A 20,772-nucleotide genomic window follows, 5' to 3' on the forward strand; every position below is an offset into this window, starting at 1 on the left:
ATCTCTCCGCACCGACGTCCCGTCATTTGTTTATTCCATCCTTTAATACCGATTATCTCCCGGTTTTATTGCCCGTGCTGGCTCCTGGCCTCACCTGACCGAGAAGACATATTTCTATGAGCATTACCCTGATCCTCAACGGTAAGCAGCGCCGCAAGTTGCACTTACCCAAACAACGTCTGGCCTGGGTCGGCGGTATCCTCTTCACTGTATTGGCCCTGAGTGGTGGTTGGCTCTGGCAGAGCTGGCACCAGCAGATGGAGGCGCTGGAAGTCGCGCTGGCCATGGCCGAACAGCAAAAATCCACGCAAGGGGCCGATGAAGCCCGCGAACAGCTCGCCATGCTGGCCGCCCAGGTGGGCACCATGCAGGGGCAGCTGGGTCGTCTCAATGCGCTCGGCGAGCGGCTGACCGAAAAGGCAGACCTCGATCCCGAAGAATTCAACTTCAAGGAACTGCCTCCCATGGGCGGTCCTTCCTACGATACCGATCTCGAAGTCAGCCTCAACGAGCTGCAAGATTCCATGAAACATCTCAGCCGACAGCTCAGCAGCCGTGAAGAGCAACTGTCGGTACTTGAATCTTTCATCATGAATCACCATATCACCGATGCCGGTTTTATTGCCGGCTCGCCGGTCAAGCAGGAGCGGGTCTGGATCTCCTCCGGCTTCGGTGGCCGGGTCGATCCGTTCAACGGCCGCGCCAAGATGCACAAGGGGGTGGATTTCCGTGGCAAGCCCGGCACACCCATCCTGGCCACCGGCAAGGGGATCGTCAGCTGGTCAGGCCGCCACCCGGAATTTGGCAACATGGTCGAGATTGACCATGGCAATGGTCTGGTGACCCGCTATGCCCACAACTCCAAGTTGTTGGTGGATGTGGGCACCCTGGTCGATGAGGGCCAGAAGATAGCCCTGATGGGGCGAACCGGTCGCGCGACCGGGGTGCATTTGCATTATGAAGTGTTGAAAGATGGTCGTCAGGTCAACCCCGCACGCTTTCTGAATGCCAGACGGGGTTAGGTTTTTTCTTCAGGTTCCAGTGACGGAACGCTCAAATATAACCAAAACAGTTGGTACCCATGATTAGCACACTGCTCACCAAGATTATCGGCAGCCGGAACGACAGAACGCTCAAGGCTTTGCGCAAAATTGTAAAACAGATCAATGCGATGGAGCCTCAGTTCGAGGCACTGTCCGATCAGGAGCTGCAGGCCAAGACCGCTGAGTACCGTCAGCGTCTTGAGCAGGGTGAGACGCTGGAACAGCTGTTGCCGGAAGCGTTCGCCACCGTGCGCGAAGCCTCCCGCCGGGTGTTTGGCATGCGTCACTTCGACGTGCAGCTGATCGGCGGTATGGTGCTGAACTCCAACCGCATCGCCGAGATGAAGACCGGTGAAGGTAAGACGCTTACCGCGACTCTGCCGGCTTATCTGAACGCCCTGAGCGGTCGTGGCGTGCACGTGGTGACGGTGAACGACTATCTGGCCAAGCGTGATGCTGAGGCGAACCGCCCGCTGTTCACCTTCCTCGGCATGACGGTCGACTGCAACGTGCCCGGCATGGATGCGTCCCAGAAGCGCGACGCCTACGCCGCCGACGTCACCTATGGTACCAACAACGAATTCGGCTTCGACTACCTGCGCGACAACATGGCGTTCTCGCCGGAGCAGCGCGTGCAGCGTCCGCTCAACTACGCGCTGGTGGATGAGGTGGATTCCGTGCTCATCGATGAAGCCCGTACCCCGCTCATCATCTCAGGTCCGGCGGAAGACAGCTCCGCCATGTATACCCAGATCAACAAGCTGATCCCGCTGCTGGTCAAGCAGGACAAGGAAGACTCTGAAGAGTACACAGGTGACGGCCACTACACGGTGGACGAGAAGAACCGTCAGGCACTGCTGACCGAAAACGGCCAGATCTTCGTGGAAGAGCTGCTCAAGAAAGAGGGGCTGCTGGCGGAGGAGGACTCCCTGTTCTCCGCCACCAACATCAGCCTGCTGCACCACGTCAACGCCGGTCTGCGCGCCCATACCCTGTTTGAGCGCAACGTCGACTACATAGTGCAGAAGGACGAGATCGTCATCGTCGACGAGCACACCGGCCGTACCATGCCGGGCCGTCGCTGGTCCGATGGTCTGCATCAGGCCGTCGAGGCGAAGGAAGGGGTCAAGATCCAGAACGAGAACCAGACCCTGGCCTCAATCACCTTCCAGAACTACTTCCGTCTGTATGACAAGCTGGCGGGGATGACGGGTACCGCCGATACCGAAGCCTTTGAATTCCAACAGATTTATGGTCTGGATACCGTGGTCATCCCGACCAACCAGCCGATGGTGCGCAAAGATATGGGCGATCTGGTCTACCTGACCGCTCAGGAAAAGTATGCCGCCATCGTCGAAGACATTCGCGGTTGCGTCTCCCGTGGCCAGCCGGTACTGGTGGGTACCGTCTCCATCGAGAACTCCGAGCTGCTGTCCGGCATCCTGAACAAGGAGAACATCCCGCACAAGGTGCTGAATGCCAAGTTCCACGCCATGGAAGCGGAGATCGTCGCCCAGGCCGGCCAGATTGGTGCCGTGACCATCGCCACCAACATGGCCGGTCGTGGTACCGATATAGTGCTGGGTGGCAACTGGCAGGCCGAGATCGCCGCGCTGGAGAATCCGACCGACGAGCAGATCCGCGAGATCAAGGCCGCCTGGCAGATCCGCCACGATGAAGTGCTGGCCGCCGGCGGCCTGCACATCATCGGCACCGAGCGCCATGAGTCCCGCCGTATCGACAACCAGCTGCGCGGCCGTTCCGGTCGTCAGGGTGACCCGGGTTCTTCCCGTTTCTACCTCTCCATGGAAGATACCCTGATGCGTATCTTCGCCTCCGATCGCGTGACCGGCATGATGAAGAAGCTGGGCATGGAAGAGGGAGAGGCCATCGAGCACCCCTGGGTGACTAAGGCCATCGAGAACGCCCAGCGCAAGGTGGAGGGTCGCAACTTCGACATCCGTAAAAACCTGCTCGAGTTCGATGACGTAGCGAATGATCAGCGTAAAGTGGTCTATGAGCAGCGCAACGAGCTGCTGGATACCAATGACATCTCCGACACCATCCACGTCATTCGTGACGACGTCTATGGCGCCATCATCGATGAGTACATTCCGCCCCAGTCCCTGGAAGAGATGTGGGACGTGCCGGGTCTGGAAGCGCGCCTGAAAGCCGATTTCGCACTGGATCTGCCGCTGCAGCAGTGGCTGGCGGAAGATGACAAGCTGTACGAAGAGAAGCTGCGCGAGCGAATTCTGGAAGAGGCCACCAAGCTGTATGCCCATAAGGAAGAGCTGGTCGGCACATCGGTGCTGCGCAACTTCGAGAAGGCGGTGATGCTGCAGACCCTGGATGGCCTGTGGAAGGAGCATCTGGCGGCCATGGATCACCTGCGTCAGGGCATCCATCTGCGCGGCTACGCCCAGAAGAACCCCAAGCAGGAGTACAAGCGCGAGTCCTTCGATCTGTTTACCCAGATGCTGGAAACCCTCAAGCGCGACGTGGTCAGCATCCTGAGCCGGGTTCAGGTGCAGGAGCGCGACGTAGAGGCGATGGAAGAGCAGCAGCGCCAACAGGCGGAAGCGGCTCCTCGCACCTATACCCATGCCGCCGCCGAGAATCAGCTGGCCGACGAAGAGGCCCAGGCCGAAGCGGCGCCGGTGACCTTCGTGCGAGATGAGCAGAAGATCGGCCGCAACGATCCCTGCCCTTGTGGATCCGGCAAGAAATACAAGCACTGCCACGGTCAGTTGACCTGATCCGTTGTCAGGCTCCATGCACCGCCTCCGGGCGGTGCATCTATTTCAGGGCATCCGACCGGGTGGCCCATGAAGTGCGCTGGCTAGAGTGAGGACAAAGATGGAATCGAAGAAACGCATCTGGGTGGCGGTGGGCGTCATCGAGAATGAGCGGGGGGATATCTTCCTCGCTAAACGCTCCTCTGACCGCCATCAGGGCGATCGCTGGGAATTTCCCGGGGGCAAGGTGGAGTCAGGGGAAGACCTGCTCACCGCGCTGGACAGAGAGCTGTGGGAAGAGATCGGGATCCGGGTGCTGGATTGTTCCCCCTTCATGGAGCTGCACCACGATTACCCCGACAAGCAGGTGCTGCTGGATATCTGGAAGGTGACCCGCTTCAATGGCGAGCCCTTTGGCAAGGAGGGGCAGGAGTGTCGCTGGGTGCCACTGGCGTCCCTGCACGAATACCGGTTCCCGGATGCCAACGGCCCGATCGTCGCCCGCCTGCAGGAACAGCTTGCGCAGTAAGATCGAATGCCGATGGCGCTGTGGTGTGTGGCTGTGCCGAAGACGCCGCTAACCGAGCCATCCGTGGGATATGCGTATTAAAAAAGGGCCTTGCTGGCCCTTTTTGCTGTTCGGCTTATTGCCACTGTTCCCCTTCCTCGGGATAGGGCAACAGCTCCGGATTGATTTCGCCGGGGATACGCTTCTCTTCGTCGGCCCACTCACCGAGGTCGATCAGCTGGCAGCGCTTGCTGCAGAAGGGACGAAACAGGCTCTCTGGGGTCCATTCCAGCTCGGTCTGACAGGTCGGGCACTTTACCTTGGTTACCATCTGATCACTCCTTAGCAGCAGGCGAGCTGGAAGGGCACGTCGCCGATCTGCTGTTCTGTGGTTGGCAGGAAGCGCAGGGCGAAGCGGTTCTTGTGGCCGCTCAGGGTCGGATAGCAGGAGGGCGCGCCAGGCAGGCGGATGCGAATGAGCTCGGCCCCCTCGGCGGTGTCCTGGAAGAAGCCATTGGTGGCGACCTGAGCGCTGAAGTTGCCTGATTCGCGCCACAGGCGCAGCAGCAGGGTGATGGCGTTCATCAGTAGATTGATGTCACTGAGCCACAGCTGCATCTGCTGATGGCGATCCACCGCCGGGGTGACCAGCCAGTGATGCAGCTGGGGCACGTCGAAGGCGCAGAGGCCGCCAGGGATGGAGAAGCGCTGGCGGATGGAGCCGAGCAGGCGATCCTCTTTCAGGCGGGCTCCGGGGCGAGGGGAGTTGAGCAGGCTGCGGGAAAGCTGGGTACTCTCCTGCTGCATCCGCTGGATCTGCTCAAGGTCGACTTCCGGCAGGCTGGCCCAGTGGCTCAGACGCTGGCTGAGCCGCTCCAGATCCTTGATCAGATCGGCGCGCAGGTCACCACGCTCCAGCAACTCCTGCAGATCGAACAGCCCCTTGAAGAAGGCGATGTGTGCCCAAGGCTGGTCACTCTCCAGATTGTCGCGGATCTGGGAAAACAGGGACTCCAGACGAAGATAGGTCCGGCTTTTTTCGTTGAGGGGAAAATCGTAAATCATGCCTAATCCTGGCCAGCCATAAACCGACCTAGTGTACTCACAGTTGGGGGGCTTGTTGAGAGGCAAATGCCAGATATGTCTCGTGCAGCGCCAAAATTCGCGCCTGAATGGTCTCGCTTGTGCCACTCTGGTTGTCCAGCACATCGTCTGCCGCCGCGAGGCGCTCGGCACGGCTCGCCTGGGATGCCAGAATGGCCTGGGCCTGCGCCCGACTCACCCCATCCCGGCGACAGGTGCGCTCGATCTGGGTCTCTTCATCCACGTCGATGACCAGCACCCGATCGGCGAGGCCGGTGAGTTTGTTCTCGACCAGCAAGGGGACGACCAGCAGGCAGTAGGGGGAACTGGCTGTGGCACACTGGCGCAGCATCTCGTGGCGTATAAGGGGGTGAAGCAGTGCATTCAACCATGATTTGTCTTCATGATGGTTGAAGATGCGTTCACGCAGGGCGCGCCTGTCCAGCTCGCCCTGCGCATTGAGGATGTCGCTGCCGAAATGGCCGACGATGGCGGCCAACGCCGGGGAGCCGGGCTCCACCACCTCACGGGCGATCACATCGGCATCGACCACCTCGATGCCGAGGGCCGCAAACTGGTTGGCGATGGTCGTCTTGCCGCTGCCGATCCCGCCGGTAATAGCTACCACATACATTTGTCAGAGATCCCGTTGTTAGAGGACGGTGTTCAGATACCAGCGGGTGATGCTATCTCCCCACAGCAGCGCGATCCAGCCCGCGATGGCGAGATAGGGGCCAAAGGGGATGGGGTTGGCCTGGTGGTGTTTACGCAGCGCGATGAGCCCAATGCCGATGACGGCGCCGACCAGAGAGGAGAGCAGCAGCACTATGGGCAGGGCTTGCCAGCCTAGCCAGGCGCCGAGGGCCGCCAGCAGTTTGAAGTCCCCATAGCCCATCCCCTCCTTGCCGGTGAGCAGCTTGAAGGCCCAGTAGAGGCTCCACAACACCAGATAACCGGCCATGGCGCCGATCATCGCATCCTCCAGCGAGACAAAGCCCCCCAGCAGATTGAAAAGCAGCCCCCCCCACAGCAGTGGCAGGGTGAGTTGATCCGGGAGCAGCATCTTGTCCAGATCGATAAAGGTGAGCGCGACCAGCGTCCAGGTCAGCATCAGAGCGGCCAGCATGCCCCAGCCCGGGGTGAGGGTGGCAGCGACGGCCACAGACAGCAGGGCGGTCAGCAACTCGACCAGGGGATAACGGGCCGAGATGGGGGCCTTGCACGCCCGGCAGCGCCCTTTGAGCCAGAGCCAGCTCAGCAGCGGGATGTTCTCCAGCGCGCCTATGGGATGCCCGCAGTGAGGGCAGGCGGAGCGTGGCACCATCAGGTTATAGGGGGCTGTGGGAGACGCGTCGGTATCTGTGTCGAAGTAGCCGCGATATTCGGCGTGCCATTCCCGCTCCAGCATGATGGGCAGGCGATGGATGACCACATTGAGGAAACTGCCGATCATCAGGGAGAAGATAAATATCAGGGAAAGGTAGAGCCAGGGCAGGCCCTGGGCCAGCTCGATCAGAAGCACCATATTCAACCGCTTGTGTTGGGAAAGGAGGGAGTCGAGGACCATGCCCAAGGCGATGCATGCCAGTTGGGCCGGTCCTGGACCGGGAGCTCAGTGTATCACAGAGCCCAGCTTGAAGATGGGGAGGTACATGGCGACTACCATGCCACCGACCAGCACCCCGAGCACCACCATGATGAGGGGCTCGAGCAGGCTGGTGAGGCCATCGACCATATCATCGACTTCCTGTTCGAAGATGGTGGCCACCTTGGAGAGCATGTCATCGATGGCGCCGGACTCCTCGCCTATCATCACCATCTGGATCACCATATCGGGAAAGAGATCCACGGTGCGCATGGCGACGTTGATCTGCATACCGGCCACTACCTCGTTACGGATGGCCATGATGGCGGTGCGATAGACGTAGTTGCCGGAGGCGCCAGCAGACGAGACCAGAGCATCCACCAGAGGAATACCGGCAGAGAAGGTTGTAGAGAGGGTGCGGGCGAAGCGGGCCATGGCGGCCTTGTGAAGGATGGAACCCACTATCGGTATGGTGAGGACGAACTTGTCCGTGTTATCACGCACCTTCTGGGAACTGCGCCAGGCGCGCACGTAGAGGAAAATGGCCAGGGCGATGCCGCCAAAGATCGCATACCACCAGTGCTGCATGAAGCGGGAGATGCCGATGACGAACTGGGTGAAGATGGGCAGTTCGGCACCGAAACTCTTGAAAATATCCTCGAACTGCGGAATGACGAACAGCAGCAGGATGGAGGTCACGACGATGGCGACCAGTATGACCATGGTCGGATAGAACATCGCCTTCTTGATTTTGGACTTGAGCGCCTCGCTCTTCTCGCGGTAGATGGCGATCCGATCATAGATGGTTTCCAGTGCACCTGATTGCTCACCCGCCTCCACCAGATCGCAATAGAGCGCATCGAAATGACGAGGGTGGCGGCGCAGCGCGTCTGACATGGGCGTACCGGTTTCCACATCGGCGGCGATCTGGCCGATCAGCTCGCGCACTGCCGCCTTCTCGTGACCGCGCGCGATGATTTGCAGGCTCTGTACCAGTGGCACGCCAGCGGAGAGCATGGTAGTGATCTGTCGGGTAATGACGGCGATGTCCATGGGCTTGATCTTGGCGCCGCCTTTGGAAAACATGCCCTGACTCTGTTTGCCGACCTTGGTGACATTGACACCTTGCTTGCGCAGCTCGATTTTGACGGTGTTGATGCTGTCGGCCTGCAACTCGCCTGAGACCTTCTGCCCCTTGCGATTGACACCGTGCCAGCGGAAGGAGAAGACTTTTTTCGGAGCGTTCTGTTTTTGCGCTAATGTGGCCATCACTGCATCCTGCAATTGGGCGACGGGGGCCGGATGATATTGCTTCCTGTCCGGCTCATCTTGGCTTGAAAAACGTATCAGGGGAGCGGCATCGGCTTCACCCGGGTGAATCGCCTGAGAAACTATGTGCTTAGTTGGTGGTAATCCGGTTAATTTCGGCCAGGCTGGTGACCCCTAACCTCGCCTTCTCGAGGCCGGAGGTGCGCAGATTGCGCATGCCTTCCTTCTGGGCAATGGCCGCTATTTGTAATGAGTTGGCCCCTTGCATGATCAGTTTTGCGATGTTGTCTGACATGAGCAGAATTTCATAGATACCGACCCGTCCCCTGTATCCTCCCGAACACTCCTTGCAGCCCACCGGTTTGAACAGCCTCAGCCCCGCGGCCAGCTGTTGTTGGGTAAACCCCAATTCCAGCAGTTCGGCATCGGGCACCATCTCAGGTGTTTTGCAGTGTTCGCACAGCTTGCGGGCGAGGCGCTGAGCCATGATGAGGGTCACCGAGGAGGCAATGTTGAAGGCGGGAACCCCCATGTTCATCATCCGGGTCAGGGTCTCGGCTGCCGAGTTGGTATGCAGGGTCGAGAGTACCAGATGGCCGGTCTGGGAGGCCTTGATGGCTATCTCTGCGGTTTCCAGATCCCGGATCTCACCCACCATGACGATGTCCGGATCCTGACGCAGGAAGGAGCGCAAGGCGCTGGCGAAGGTGAGCCCCGCCTTGGGATTGATCTGCACCTGATTGACGCCGGGCAGATTGATCTCCACCGGATCCTCTGCAGTAGAGATATTGACCTCGTTGGTATTGAGGATGTTGAGACCGGTATAGAGTGAGACCGTCTTGCCCGAACCGGTGGGGCCTGTGACCAGGATCATGCCTTGAGGCTTGGAGAGGGCGCGCAGGTATTGCGCCTTCTGCCGTTCGTCAAAGCCGAGTTGATCGAGGTTGAGCCGCGCGGCCGACGAGTCCAGCAGACGGATAACGATCTTCTCGCCCCACATGGTGGGCAGGGTGTTGACCCGCATGTCCATGGACTTGCTGCGCGATATCTTCAGCTTGATGCGGCCATCCTGTGGCAGACGTCGCTCGGCGATATCGAGCCGCGCCATCACCTTGAGACGGGCCGCGAAGCGATTGGCCAGATTGACCGGCGGTGTGGCGACCTCGTGCAGTATGCCGTCGACCCGAAAGCGGATCCTGTACTTGGTCTCGTAGGGTTCGAAATGCAGATCAGATGCGCCCCGCTTGATGGCATCCATCATGATCTTGTTGATGTATTTGACGATGGGGGCATCGTCGTCTGCGGTATTGACGCTCTCATCGAGCCGCGAACCCTCATCGGAGACTTCGAGCTCCGAAATCTCGGATTCGTCGATGTCATCCATGCCGAGGGCATCCTGCTCGCTCTCCATCAGCTTGCCGATGGCAGTGGTCAGCTTGCTCTCTTCAACCAGCAGGGCTTCGGTGTGCAGACCGAAGCTGAAGCCAAAATCTTCCAGCGCCGACACATTGGTCGGGTCCGACATGGCGATATAGAGGGTGTGGCCCTGGGTGTAGATGGGTAGCACATGATGTTTCTCGATCAGCTTCTGATTGAGGTATTTCTGCGGGATCTCGGCCAAGTCGAAGGCGGCAAGATCCAGTAGAGGTACCCCATATTCCAGCTCACAGAAATCGGCCAGTGCCTTGCTGTCGAGGATGTCATTCTCGATCAGAAAGGTAACAAAGGGCTTGCGCTGTGCCTTGGCTTGGCTCAGGAAACGTAGTGAGTCCGGCTCACTGAGGAGGGAGGAGGCGGCCAGGCTAGTAGCCAGGCCGCTATTGGGGCTAGAGGTCATGCGTTAGCAGGCATCGGCTGCAATACATGTACTAACACTGCCGGAAGCATCATTGCTCCATACTAATTTATTATTCGTGACGGTAGGTGTCAGAATATAGTTTTCACCATTAAGACCATTCGTAGTTACTGCAGTTGCAGTAATAACTCCATTTGTTGTAGTTAATGATTGGAGTAAACCTGTCGCGCCCGAAGGGTTAGCTGGCACACCATTACTACCTGCGCTGCAACCGGTAAGAGTACTTAAATTGCTATAGCATATTTCAACAGCGGTTTTTGCAGCACCAGTGGCGGCCACTACTTCTGTAAATCTTGCTTTTTTTGCATAGCTCTGATACGCCGGGAGGGCGATGGCGGCCAAGATGGCAACGATCGCGACCACTATCATCAATTCAATTAGCGTAAACCCTGACTGTTTTTTCATGTCAAATATCCTTTTGTCCATGGTTCCTGAGAAGTGCCGGTGGAATTCTATCCACACGTCCGTATCTTATCCGAGCGCTTAGGGTTGGCAACAGAGGCAAGCCCCTTGTTGGCGGTTTTTCTGTCATTTGGTGAAAATCGCAGGAAAATCAAAGCTTAAATAGTGTCTATTGACTCTGGATACAGTCGGGAGGGCCCATCTTCACACTCCTTATGTCGTGGGATCCTGCATAAAGAAAAGGCGCCGATGGCGCCTTTTGCAAGTTCCGAGTCCTGTAATATCTGGCAGGGTCACTGAGAACCTCTTGTTCCGATGAGTTCAGACAAAACGCATCGACAGATCCAGCGCTCGCACATGCTTGGTCAGGGCACCCACAGAGATAAAATCGACGCCGGTGGCGGCGTACTCGGCCAGGGTTTCCAGGGTCACGTTACCGGACACCTCCAGCTTGGCGCGTCCCCGGTTCAGGGCTACCGCCTCGCGCATCATGGGCACATCGAAGTTATCCAGCATCACGATATCTGCATTGGCTGCCAGCGCTTGTCCCAGCTCGGCCAGCGATTCCACTTCCACCTCAACCGGTTTGCCCGGATTGAGGCGGCGCGCTTCGCTGATCGACTCCTTGATACCGCCGCAGGCGAGGATGTGGTTCTCCTTGATGAGATAGGCGTCGAACAGACCGATGCGGTGATTCTTGCCGCCGCCGCAGGTGACGGCATATTTCTGGGCGCTGCGCAGCCCGGGCAGTGTCTTGCGGGTGTCGAGCAGACGGCAGTCGGTCCCTTCCAGCTCAGCGACATAGCGGGCGGTGAGAGTGGCGACACCGGAGAGGGTCTGCACGAAGTTCAGTGCATTGCGCTCGCCAGTCAACAGTGCGCGAGCAGGGCCATGGAGCCGGAACAGCTCCTGATGGGGGGAGAGGCGCTCACCGTCTTGCACCAGCCACTCCACCCGGACTTCGCCGCCGAGCTGGGCAAATACTTCATCCACCCAGGGCTGGCCGCAGAACACGCCGGCCTCGCGGGTAATGACCCGGGCGGTCGAGACACGATCGGCCGGGATCAACTGGGCCGTGATATCGGCGCTGGCATCCGGTTGATCCAGTGCGGTGAGGGCGTCGCCCAAATCTTCGAGTAGTGCGGCGCGTACGGCGCGGCTGATGTCCTGTTGTAACATGCCTTATTCCTGCAAGGGTCTGAGAAGCAACTGCCTGTCTTTCTGGCGCAATTCCAGTCGGCCTAGGGCATTCATGCCCACCAGGATCTCCTCCCCGTCGGCCACCGGATTGATAAAGACGGACAAATCGTACAGGGTCAGTGGGCCCATCGCCAGGCTTTCGATCTGGCCGGTCTGCACCTGGATCTCACCCGCCGCGGTATTGACCCGGCTGCGACCGGTGGCGACGAGACCGAGACGCGTCGCCACCTGACCCGGTACCGTCACCCTGGTGGCGCCAGTATCGAGCAGCAGTTGCACCGGCTGGCCGTTGATGGCACCCTCCAGACGATAATGCCCGCTGGCATCGGCCTTGAGCAGCAGGTCGCCGCTGGCGGTCACGGTCGGCTGAGCACCTGAGTAGAAGTAGAGGGTCAGTAGCCCCAGCAGGGAGAGCCAGGCCAGCAGCCAGAGACGGCGTGCCATCGGGTGCATATGGGGTCCAGTGCCTTGCGAATGATGGTTCAGCCTAACACAGTTTCACCCATGAATTCAGATGCTTGTTCCCGGTTTATGATGGGAGCGGCCGCCCGCTCGCGGGCTCATTTCCATTGTGGATCGAGTAGATGATGACGCAGCCCATAGCAGTTTTTTCCATCGACGCCGAGGGGTGGTGTGAGCAGGCCCGTCGGGTGCCATCCCCCCACCAAAACGAGCGGGCCAGCCCGGACGACATCTCCCTGCTGGTGGTGCACGGCATCAGCCTGCCACCCGGGCAGTTCGGCGGCCCCTGGATAGATGACCTCTTCCTGGGGCGACTGGATCCTGCCGCGCACCCCTATTTCGCCGAGGTCCATCAGCTGCGAGTCTCGGCCCACTGTCTGATCCGGCGCGATGGTGAGCTGGTGCAATATGTGCCATTTGGTGCCCGCGCCTGGCATGCCGGGGTATCGAGCTGGGAGGGCAGGGAGGCTTGCAACGACTTCTCCATCGGCATCGAGCTGGAAGGCACAGATGAGCAGCCTTACAGCGTTCAGCAGTACCAGGTGCTGGCGAGCCTCACTCGAGCCATCTCCCACCAGTATCCCGCCATCACATCCGATCGCATCGTCGGACATTGCGACATAGCGCCGGGCCGCAAGACGGATCCGGGCGACAGTTTCGAATGGCAGCGCTATCGTGGGATGCTCAACTTTGAGTAAAAAATCCAAACATTAGTTTGTATTTTTAAAATCAATGGCTTGCCTTTTGGGTGAGCCATTTTTCATGCTGTTGGCCAAATGTTATCTGTGAGCAAGCTCATAAATATTGGTCAGACCATTTTCTATGAGCTATATCATGATTTCGCTTTTTTACCCCTAAAGTGGCAAGCGTCGTTCTTGATGCAGATCATATTTTGGGTGGACTTTTTCCAAGCCCTCTGCTAATTTTCGCCCCAATCATAGAATTGGTAATACCAATTTAACAAAGTAGCCCCATGCCCTATATCAAGATTACTCAGCCCAAGCTGGCCGACGCCATCGTCGCCGAGCTGGAAAGCATGATTCTGGAAGGCAGCTTGCAGCCGGGGCAGAAGTTGCCCCCCGAGCGTGAACTCGCCATCCAGTTTCAGGTATCGCGCCCCTCCTTGCGCGAAGCCATCCAGCGTTTGGAAGCCAGAGGACTCTTGTATCGTCGTCAGGGCGGCGGCACCTATGTGCAGAATGCCCTGAGCAAGGGGATCGCGGATCCCCTGTTCGAGCTGCTCAGCACCCACCCGGAAGCCCAGTATGACCTGCTGGAGTTTCGTCACGCGCTGGAAGGCATCTGTGCCTACTATGCGGCGTTGCGGGGGACCGAGGCCGACTTCGAGCGGATCCGCCTGGCGCAATCCGCCATCGAAGAGGCGGGTCAGCAGGGATCGCTGGTGACCGAATCTGCCGCCGTCACCCAGTTCTATCTGGCGGTCGCAGAGGCGTCCCACAACGTGGTGCTGCTGCACCTGCTGCGGGCCATGGGCCCCATGCTCGAACAGAACATTTTACGAAATAATGAGATTTTGAATCGCCGTCCGGGAGTGGTAGCCAAGATCCGTCGCCATCGTGCGAGCCTGATCGAGGCTATCCTGTCGGGGGCTCCGGAGCGGGCCAGGGCAGCTTGTCATGAGCACCTGGCCTTTATCGAGGACACCTTGTTGGATATGCAGAGGGAAGACAGCCGGATCCAGCGATCCATGCGTCGGATCCGTCAGCAGGAAAACTAATCCTAACAAGGCTTTATTGTCGAATTCTTGCGCATCTTAACCGCCGTGCAAATAACAATAGGAACCAGCCATGTCTGATATCCTGAAGAACGATGTGGACCCGATAGAAACGCTGGAGTGGCTTGCCTCTCTGGAATCCCTGCTGCGTGAAGAGGGTCCGCAACGCGCTCAGTTCATCCTTGAACAGCTTACTGAGAAGGCACGCGTTAGCGGTGTTGACGTGGCTGAGAAGGCGAATCGCGACTACATCAACACCATTCCTGCCAGCGACGAACCGGCTTACCCGGGCGACCTGGAGATGGAACGTCGCATCCGCGCCATCATCCGCTGGAATGCCATGATGATAGTGCTGCGCGCCTCCAAGAAAGACCTGGACCTCGGTGGTCACATGTCTTCCTTCGCCTCTTCCGCGACCATCTACGAAGTCTGCTACAACCACTTCTTCCGCGCTCGCAGCGAGAAGGACGGTGGCGATCTGGTCTACTTCCAGGGTCACATCTCCCCGGGCATCTACGCCCGTGCATTCGCCGAAGGTCGTCTGACCGAAGAGCAGCTGGACAACTTCCGTCAGGAAGTGGACGGCAAGGGCATTCCTTCCTACCCGCACCCGAAACTGATGCCGGACTTCTGGCAGTTCCCGACCGTTTCCATGGGTCTGGGCCCCATCGCCGCCATCTATCAGGCTCGCTTCCTGAAGTACCTGACCGACCGTGGCATCAAGGATTGCTCCGAGCAGACCGTGTACGCTTTCCTGGGTGACGGCGAGATGGACGAGCCGGAAGCCAAGGGCGCCCTGACCGTTGCCGTGCGTGAAAAGCTCGACAACCTGGTGTTCGTGGTCAACTGCAACCTGCAGCGTCTGGACGGTCCTGTTGTCGGCAACGGCAAGGTCATCAACGAGCTGGAAGGTCTGTTCGCAGGCGCCGGCTGGGATGTCACCAAGGTTATCTGGGGTCGCAAGTGGGATGAGCTGCTGAAGAAAGACACTTCCGGCAAGCTGATCCAGCTGATGAACGAAACCGTGGACGGTGACTATCAGACCATGAAGTCCCGTGACGGCGCTTACGTCCGTGAGCAGTTCTTCAACCGTTATCCGGAAACTGCCGCCCTGGTCAAAGACATGACCGACGAGGAGATCTTCGCCCTGAACCGCGGTGGTCACGACCCCCGTAAACTGTTCGCCGCCTTCTCCAAGGCCGCAGCGACCAAGGGCAAGCCGACCGTCATCCTGGCCAAGACCATCAAGGGTTATGGCATGGGTGAAGCGGCCGAAGGCAAGAACATCGCTCACCAGGTCAAGAAGATGGATCTGGGCTCAGTGCGTCACCTGCGCGATCGTTTCAGCCTGCCGGTCACCGACGAGCAGCTGGAAGAGTTGCCGTACCTGAAGATCGAAGAGGGTACCGAAGAGCACAAGTACCTGCACGCTCGCCGTGCCGCGCTGAAGGGCTATGTACCGACCCGTCTGCGCGAGAGCACCACCAAGCTGGAAATCCCGGCGCTGGATGCCTTCGGCCCGCTGCTGGGTGAGCAGGCACGCGAGATCTCCACCACCATGGCGTTCGTGCGTTCCCTGAACGTGCTGCTGAAAGACAAGTCCATCGGCAAGCGCATCGTTCCGATCCTGGCTGACGAAGCTCGTACCTTCGGTATGGAAGGTCTGTTCCGTCAGATCGGTATCTACAGCCCGCACGGTCAGCAATACACCCCGCAAGACCGCGACATCGTCTCCTACTACAAGGAAGACAAGCAGGGTCAGGTTCTGCAAGACGGTATCAACGAGCTGGGCGCCATGTCCTCCTGGCTGGCTGCTGCGACCTCTTACAGCACCAACGACTGCCCGATGATCCCGTTCTACATCTACTACTCCATGTTCGGCTTCCAGCGGATCGGCGACATGGCGTGGGCAGCCGGTGACCAGCAAGCCCGTGGCTTCCTGCTGGGCGCGACCTCCGGTCGTACCACCTTGAACGGCGAAGGTCTGCAGCACGAAGATGGTCACAGCCACATCCTGGCCGGCACCATCCCGAACTGCATCTCCTACGATCCGTCCTACGCCTATGAAGTAGCGGTGATCGTACAAGACGGTCTGCGTCGCATGTACGGTGAGAAGCCTGAGAACGTCTTCTACTACATCACCACCCTGAACGAGAACTACGCCATGCCGGCCATGCCGGAAGGCGCCGAGGAAGGCATCCGCAAGGGTATCTACAAGCTGGAATCCGTGGCCGGTAACAAGGCCAAGGTACAGCTGCTGGGTTGTGGCTCCATCCTGGGCCACGTGCGTACCGCCGCCCAGATCCTGGCAAGCGAGTACGGCGTCGGTTCCGACGTGTTCAGCGTGACCTCCTTCAACGAGCTGGCTCGTGATGGTCAGGACGCCGATCGCTGGAACATGCTGCACCCGACCGCGGCCGCCCGTGTGCCCTACATCACCTCGGTACTGGGTTCCGAAGCCACCATAGCCGCGACCGACTACATGAAGTCCTTCGCCGAGCAGGTGCGTGCCTTCGTGCCGACCGAGAACTACCGTGTACTGGGTACCGATGGTTATGGCCGTTCCGACAGCCGTGCCAACCTGCGTCGTCACTTCGAAGTGAACGAGTTCTACGTCGTCGTTGCTGCCCTGACCGAACTGGCCAAGCGCGGCGAGATTGACAAGCAGGTTGTGGCCGACGCCATCGCCAAGTACGGCATCGATGCCGACAAGGTTAACCCGCTGTACGCGTAAGAGGATTGAGCGCCCTGTCCGGACTTGCGTGCCGGACAGGGCCTTGCCCAGGTTAATGCGACATAAGGGTAAGAGGAGATACAGGGTCCGGACGGCAACAACGAGCCGGAACCTGCTCTTGCCAAGGTTAACGCGATAAACGTACGCGTAAGAGGATAAAGCACAATGTCCAAACAGATTATGGTGCCGGATATCGGTGCCGATGAAGTTGAAGTGACCGAGATCATGGTCGCCGTGGGTGACAAGGTCGAACTGGACCAGTCCCTGATCGCCGTGGAAGGTGACAAAGCCTCCATGGAAGTCCCGGCTCCTGCCGCGGGCATCGTCAAAGAGATCCTGGTCAAGGTGGGCGACAAGGTTGCCACCGGTTCCCAGATCATGATCTTCGAAGCCGAGGGTGCGGCCGCTGCCGCGCCGGCTCAGGCTGCTGCCCCGGTTGCCGCCGCAGCGCCGGCTGCCCCCGCTGCTGCTGCCCGCAAAGACGTGCACGTGCCGGACATAGGTGACGACGAAGTCGAAGTGACCGAGCTGATGGTTGCCGTTGGCGACATGGTTGAAGCCGACCAGTCCATCATCGCCGTGGAAGGTGACAAGGCCTCCATGGAAGTGCCGGCGCCGTTCGCGGGCCGCGTGGTCGAGATCAAGGTTGCCGCCGGCGCCAAGGTCTCTACCGGTTCTCTGGTAATGGTATTCGAAGTGGCTGGCGCCGCGCCTGCCGCCGTTGCCGCGCCGGTTCAGGCTGCCGCTCCCGTGGCTGCTGCCCCGGTTGCCGCCGCTGCCAAAGAGGTCAACGTACCTGACATCGGCGGTGACGAAGTGGAAGTCACCGAGATCATGGTCGCCGTGGGTGACAAGGTCGAAGCCGACCAGTCCCTGATCGCCGTGGAAGGTGACAAGGCCTCCATGGAAGTCCCTGCGCCGTTCGCCGGTATCGTCAAGGAAATCAAGGTGAAGGCCGGTGACAAGGTCTCTACCGGTTCCCTGATCATGGTGTTCGAAGTGGCGGGTGCTGCCCCTGCCGCCGCCCCGGTTGCCCAGGCTGCTGCCCCCGTTGCCGCTGCACCTGCCGCCCCGGTGGCTCAGGCCGCTGCCCCGGCTGCCGCTTCTTCCGACTTCGTCGCCAACGATGCCTACGTCCACGCCTCTCCGGCCGTGCGTCGTCTGGCCCGTGAGTTCGGCGTCAACCTGGCCAAGGTGAAGGCCTCCGGTCGCAAGGGCCGCATCGTCAAAGAAGACGTGCAAGCCTATGTGAAGGATGCGGTCAAGCGCGCCGAGTCCGCACCTGCTGCAGGTCAAGGCAATGGCAACGGCATGAACGTGCAGCCATGGCCGAAGGTGGACTTCAGCAAGTTCGGCCCGGTCGAAGAGCTGGAACTGACCCGGATCCAGAAGATCTCCGGTCCTGCCCTGCACCGCAACTGGGCCATGATCCCTCATGTCACCCAGTTCGACGAAGCCGATACCACCGATCTGGAAGCGTTCCGCAAAGAGCAGAACATGCTGGCCGAGAAGCAGAAGCTGGATGTGAAGATCACCCCGCTGGTGTTCATCCTGAAAGCCGCCGCCAAGGCCCTGGAAGCGCACCCGCGCTTCTGCAGCGCCCTGTCCGAAGACGGCAGCAAGCTGATCATGAAGAAGTACATCCACATCGGTGTGGCGGTTGACACTCCGGGGGGCCTGGTAGTACCGGTCGTTCGCGACGTCAACAAGAAGGGCATCTATGAGCTGTCCCGCGACCTGGCCGAGATTTCCAAGAAGGCCCGTGCCGGCAAGCTGACCGCTGCCGACATGCAGGGCGGTTGCTTCACCATCTCCAGCCTGGGTGGCATCGGCGGTACCAGCTTTACCCCGATCGTCAACGCGCCGGAAGTGGCCATCCTCGGTGTTTCCAAGTCCGAGATGAAGCCGAAGTGGAACGGCAAGGAGTTCGTGCCGCGTCTGATGCTGCCGCTGGCACTGAGCTATGACCACCGCGTCATCGACGGTGCTGACGGTGCTCGCTTCGTCACCACCCTGAGTGGTGTGCTGTCCGACATTCGTCGACTGGTTCTGTAAATGTAAATGAGAGGGCGAGCACAGAGCTCGCCCTTTTCACTTCTCATTTCATTAACAAAATTATAAACTTGCCCCGTTTTTTTCACGGCTGCAGCCGCCTTCTTTGGCATAAGACTGTGCTGTCCGGGGATATAGAACGACAAAGAGGTCATGATGAGTAAAGAAATCAAAACTCAGGTCGTAGTACTGGGTGCTGGCCCTGCCGGTTATTCCGCTGCTTTCCGTGCCGCCGATCTGGGTCTGGATACCGTTATCGTCGAGCGCTACTCCACCCTGGGTGGCGTCTGCCTGAACGTGGGCTGCATCCCGTCCAAAGCGCTGCTGCACGTCGCTAAAGTCATCGAAGAAGCCAAGGCGCTGGCCGATCATGGCATCGTCTTCGGTGCCCCCCAGACCGACATCACCAAGGTGCGTCTGTGGAAAGAGAAGGTCATCAATCAGCTGACCGGCGGTCTGGCCGGCATGGCCAAGATGCGTAAAGTCCAGGTTGTGAACGGCTTCGGCAAGTTCACAGGCCCGAACACGCTCGAAGTGGAAGGCGCCGACGGCAAGACCACCGTCACCTTCGATAACGCCATCATCGCCGCGGGTTCCCGTCCGGTGAAGCTGCCCTTCATCCCCCACGATGACCCCCGCGTCTGGGATTCAACCGATGCGCTGGAACTGACCACAGTACCGGGCAAGCTGCTGGTTATCGGCGGCGGCATCATCGGCCTGGAGATGGGTACCGTTTACTCCTCCCTGGGTTCCGAGATCGACGTGGTGGAATTTGCCGATCAGCTGGTACCGGCTGCGGACAAAGACATCGTCAAGATCTACACCAAGCGCGTTGCCAAGAAATTCAACATCATGCTGGAGACCAAGGTCACCGCAGTTGAAGCCCGTGAAGACGGCCTGTACGTCTCCTACGAAGGCAAGCACGCCCCGGCCGAGCCGGTTCGCTACGACAACGTGCTGGTCGCGGTCGGTCGTGTGCCGAACGGCAAGCTGATGGACGCCGAGAAAGCCGGTGTTGCCGTCAACGAGCGCGGTTTCATCGAAGTGGACAAGCAGCTGCGTACCAACGTTCCGCACATCCACGCCATCGGTGACATCGTCGGTCAGCCGATGCTGGCCCACAAGGGTGTGCACGAAGGCCACGTGGCGGCCGAAGTCATCGCCGGCAAGAAGCACTACTTCGACCCGAAAGTGATCCCGTCCATCGCCTATACCGAGCCGGAGATGGCCTGGGTTGGCCTGACCGAGAAGGAAGCCAAGCAACAAGGGCTGAACTTCGAAGTCGCCACCTTCCCGTGGGCGGCTTCCGGCCGTGCCATCGCCTCCGATTGCGCCGACGGCATGACCAAGCTGATCTTCGACAAGGACAGCAACCGCGTCATCGGTGGTGCCATCGTCGGTACCAACGGTGGTGAGCTGCTGGGCGAGATCGGTCTGGCCATCGAGATGGGTGCCGACGCCGAAGATCTGGCGCTGACCATCCACGCTCACCCGACTCTGCACGAGTCCGTGGGTCTGGCTGCCGAAGTGTACGAAGGATCCATCACCGATCTGCCGAACGCCAAGGCCAAGAAGAAGAAATAAGCCTCCTCTTCCTGCAATGATGAAAAAGCCGCTCTCTCGAGCGGCTTTTTTGTTTTTCCTGTCCCGTCCTGAATATGGTTTACACCTTTCCCCCACATAAATGGAGAACCCGATGGGACAAGGTGTGAAACGGACACAGCGCGATTACTCGCTGACTTTTAAACTGGCGCTGGTCGAGCAGATTGAAAAAGGCGAGCTCACCTACAAACAGGCTCAGGCCCGTTATGGCATTCAGGGCCGCTCCACCGTTCTGGTATGGTTGCGTAAACATGGTCGGCAGGATTGGAGCCAGGGGGCTTCTGTGCGCGCCGGCAGGAGCATCACCATGCCTGACCCCGACAACCAGACGCCCGAACAACGTATCAAGGAGCTCGAACAGCAGCTGGCGCTGATGAGCCAGAAGGCCCAGTTCTTTGAGGCCGTCGTCGATGTCCTGAAGAACGACTACGGCGTCTCCATCGTAAAAAAGCGACCCGGCAAGTCCTCTCGCAGCGGCAAGTCGAGAGGCTGACCATCGTCAGG

17 protein-coding genes and 1 pseudogene are annotated in these 20,772 nt (G+C 59.3%); 9 read left to right on the top strand and 9 right to left on the bottom strand.

Translation table 11 applies throughout. From position 1 onward, the window contains the following. The first annotated feature begins 116 nt into the window (after window positions 1-116). From LG30_RS0119370 to mutT, 3 genes are all read left to right on the top strand, one after another. A complete protein-coding gene (locus LG30_RS0119370) occupies window positions 117-1,022 on the top strand; it encodes a M23 family metallopeptidase (protein WP_033132333.1) in 906 nt (301 codons plus the stop codon). 59 nt (window positions 1,023-1,081) lie between these two features. Further along, a complete protein-coding gene (gene secA / locus LG30_RS0119375; RefSeq protein ID WP_033132334.1) occupies window positions 1,082-3,802 on the top strand; it encodes a preprotein translocase subunit SecA in 2,721 nt (906 codons plus the stop codon). 100 nt (window positions 3,803-3,902) lie between these two features. After that, window positions 3,903-4,310, top strand: a complete 408-nt coding sequence (mutT, locus tag LG30_RS0119380; protein ID WP_033132335.1) for an 8-oxo-dGTP diphosphatase MutT — start codon at window positions 3,903-3,905, stop codon at window positions 4,308-4,310. A 115-nt stretch (window positions 4,311-4,425) separates the two neighbouring features. Here the strand turns inward: mutT and yacG are convergent, their stop codons facing one another. The 9 genes from yacG to LG30_RS0119425 form a co-directional block, all read right to left on the bottom strand. Beyond that, window positions 4,426-4,620 (bottom strand): DNA gyrase inhibitor YacG, encoded by a 195-nt coding sequence (gene yacG / locus LG30_RS0119385; RefSeq protein ID WP_033132336.1) that lies wholly within the window; start codon window positions 4,618-4,620, stop codon window positions 4,426-4,428. An 11-nt stretch (window positions 4,621-4,631) separates the two neighbouring features. Next, window positions 4,632-5,354 carry a cell division protein ZapD gene (gene zapD, locus LG30_RS0119390; RefSeq protein WP_033132337.1) on the bottom strand — a complete coding sequence of 241 codons (723 nt, stop codon included), beginning with the start codon at window positions 5,352-5,354 and terminating at the stop codon, window positions 4,632-4,634. A gap of 37 nt (window positions 5,355-5,391) precedes the next feature. Further along, window positions 5,392-6,006 (bottom strand): dephospho-CoA kinase, encoded by a 615-nt coding sequence (coaE, locus tag LG30_RS0119395; protein WP_033132338.1) that lies wholly within the window; start codon window positions 6,004-6,006, stop codon window positions 5,392-5,394. 18 nt (window positions 6,007-6,024) lie between these two features. Continuing rightward, window positions 6,025-6,897 carry a prepilin peptidase gene (locus LG30_RS0119400; protein WP_033132339.1) on the bottom strand — a complete coding sequence of 291 codons (873 nt, stop codon included), beginning with the start codon at window positions 6,895-6,897 and terminating at the stop codon, window positions 6,025-6,027. An 87-nt stretch (window positions 6,898-6,984) separates the two neighbouring features. Continuing rightward, the gene (locus LG30_RS0119405) at window positions 6,985-8,226 is read right to left on the bottom strand and encodes a type II secretion system F family protein (RefSeq protein ID WP_033132340.1); all 1,242 of its coding nucleotides are present in this window, start codon (window positions 8,224-8,226) and stop codon (window positions 6,985-6,987) included. A 130-nt stretch (window positions 8,227-8,356) separates the two neighbouring features. Further along, window positions 8,357-10,063, bottom strand: coding sequence for a PilB family type IVa pilus assembly ATPase TapB (tapB, locus tag LG30_RS0119410; protein ID WP_033132341.1), 1,707 nt, complete (start codon window positions 10,061-10,063; stop codon window positions 8,357-8,359). Between the two features lie 3 nt (window positions 10,064-10,066). Continuing rightward, window positions 10,067-10,486 carry a pilin gene (locus LG30_RS21750; protein WP_033132349.1) on the bottom strand — a complete coding sequence of 140 codons (420 nt, stop codon included), beginning with the start codon at window positions 10,484-10,486 and terminating at the stop codon, window positions 10,067-10,069. 318 nt (window positions 10,487-10,804) lie between these two features. Then, entirely contained in the window at window positions 10,805-11,662 is an 858-nt protein-coding gene (gene nadC, locus LG30_RS0119420; protein ID WP_033132342.1) for a carboxylating nicotinate-nucleotide diphosphorylase, read from the bottom strand. Window positions 11,663-11,665: 3 nt separating this feature from the next. Further along, on the bottom strand, window positions 11,666-12,136 hold the full coding sequence (locus LG30_RS0119425) for a retropepsin-like aspartic protease family protein (RefSeq protein WP_033132343.1): 471 nt from the start codon (window positions 12,134-12,136) through the stop codon (window positions 11,666-11,668). Between the two features lie 134 nt (window positions 12,137-12,270). Between LG30_RS0119425 and ampD the strand changes: the two genes are divergently transcribed. The 6 genes and pseudogenes from ampD to LG30_RS0119455 form a co-directional block, all read left to right on the top strand. Next, window positions 12,271-12,843 (top strand): 1,6-anhydro-N-acetylmuramyl-L-alanine amidase AmpD, encoded by a 573-nt coding sequence (ampD, locus tag LG30_RS0119430; protein ID WP_033132350.1) that lies wholly within the window; start codon window positions 12,271-12,273, stop codon window positions 12,841-12,843. 275 nt (window positions 12,844-13,118) lie between these two features. Continuing rightward, window positions 13,119-13,883: a pyruvate dehydrogenase complex transcriptional repressor PdhR gene (gene pdhR / locus LG30_RS0119435; protein WP_033132344.1), complete on the top strand. Its 765-nt coding sequence runs from the start codon at window positions 13,119-13,121 to the stop codon at window positions 13,881-13,883. A 70-nt stretch (window positions 13,884-13,953) separates the two neighbouring features. Then, window positions 13,954-16,614 (top strand): pyruvate dehydrogenase (acetyl-transferring), homodimeric type, encoded by a 2,661-nt coding sequence (gene aceE / locus LG30_RS0119440; protein ID WP_033132345.1) that lies wholly within the window; start codon window positions 13,954-13,956, stop codon window positions 16,612-16,614. Between the two features lie 165 nt (window positions 16,615-16,779). Beyond that, window positions 16,780-18,669 (top strand): pyruvate dehydrogenase complex dihydrolipoyllysine-residue acetyltransferase, encoded by a 1,890-nt coding sequence (gene aceF, locus LG30_RS0119445; RefSeq protein WP_033132346.1) that lies wholly within the window; start codon window positions 16,780-16,782, stop codon window positions 18,667-18,669. 153 nt (window positions 18,670-18,822) lie between these two features. Next, a complete protein-coding gene (lpdA, locus tag LG30_RS0119450) occupies window positions 18,823-20,250 on the top strand; it encodes a dihydrolipoyl dehydrogenase (protein ID WP_033132347.1) in 1,428 nt (475 codons plus the stop codon). Between the two features lie 112 nt (window positions 20,251-20,362). Continuing rightward, window positions 20,363-20,772 (top strand): annotated as a pseudogene (locus LG30_RS0119455) (IS3 family transposase); the annotation flags it as partial.

Source organism: Aeromonas aquatica (genome assembly GCF_000764655.1).
Classification (GTDB): domain Bacteria; phylum Pseudomonadota; class Gammaproteobacteria; order Enterobacterales; family Aeromonadaceae; genus Aeromonas; species Aeromonas aquatica.

Coding starts and splice junctions, on each gene's coding strand:
- LG30_RS0119370 (WP_033132333.1), top strand. CDS start 117: ATGAGCATTACCCTGATCCTCAACGGTAAGCAGCGCCGCAAGTTGCAC.
- secA (WP_033132334.1), top strand. CDS start 1,082: ATGATTAGCACACTGCTCACCAAGATTATCGGCAGCCGGAACGACAGA.
- mutT (WP_033132335.1), top strand. CDS start 3,903: ATGGAATCGAAGAAACGCATCTGGGTGGCGGTGGGCGTCATCGAGAAT.
- yacG (WP_033132336.1), bottom strand. CDS start 4,620: ATGGTAACCAAGGTAAAGTGCCCGACCTGTCAGACCGAGCTGGAATGG.
- zapD (WP_033132337.1), bottom strand. CDS start 5,354: ATGATTTACGATTTTCCCCTCAACGAAAAAAGCCGGACCTATCTTCGT.
- coaE (WP_033132338.1), bottom strand. CDS start 6,006: ATGTATGTGGTAGCTATTACCGGCGGGATCGGCAGCGGCAAGACGACC.
- LG30_RS0119400 (WP_033132339.1), bottom strand. CDS start 6,897: ATGGTGCTTCTGATCGAGCTGGCCCAGGGCCTGCCCTGGCTCTACCTT.
- LG30_RS0119405 (WP_033132340.1), bottom strand. CDS start 8,226: ATGGCCACATTAGCGCAAAAACAGAACGCTCCGAAAAAAGTCTTCTCC.
- tapB (WP_033132341.1), bottom strand. CDS start 10,063: ATGACCTCTAGCCCCAATAGCGGCCTGGCTACTAGCCTGGCCGCCTCC.
- LG30_RS21750 (WP_033132349.1), bottom strand. CDS start 10,486: ATGAAAAAACAGTCAGGGTTTACGCTAATTGAATTGATGATAGTGGTC.
- nadC (WP_033132342.1), bottom strand. CDS start 11,662: ATGTTACAACAGGACATCAGCCGCGCCGTACGCGCCGCACTACTCGAA.
- LG30_RS0119425 (WP_033132343.1), bottom strand. CDS start 12,136: ATGCACCCGATGGCACGCCGTCTCTGGCTGCTGGCCTGGCTCTCCCTG.
- ampD (WP_033132350.1), top strand. CDS start 12,271: ATGACGCAGCCCATAGCAGTTTTTTCCATCGACGCCGAGGGGTGGTGT.
- pdhR (WP_033132344.1), top strand. CDS start 13,119: ATGCCCTATATCAAGATTACTCAGCCCAAGCTGGCCGACGCCATCGTC.
- aceE (WP_033132345.1), top strand. CDS start 13,954: ATGTCTGATATCCTGAAGAACGATGTGGACCCGATAGAAACGCTGGAG.
- aceF (WP_033132346.1), top strand. CDS start 16,780: ATGTCCAAACAGATTATGGTGCCGGATATCGGTGCCGATGAAGTTGAA.
- lpdA (WP_033132347.1), top strand. CDS start 18,823: ATGAGTAAAGAAATCAAAACTCAGGTCGTAGTACTGGGTGCTGGCCCT.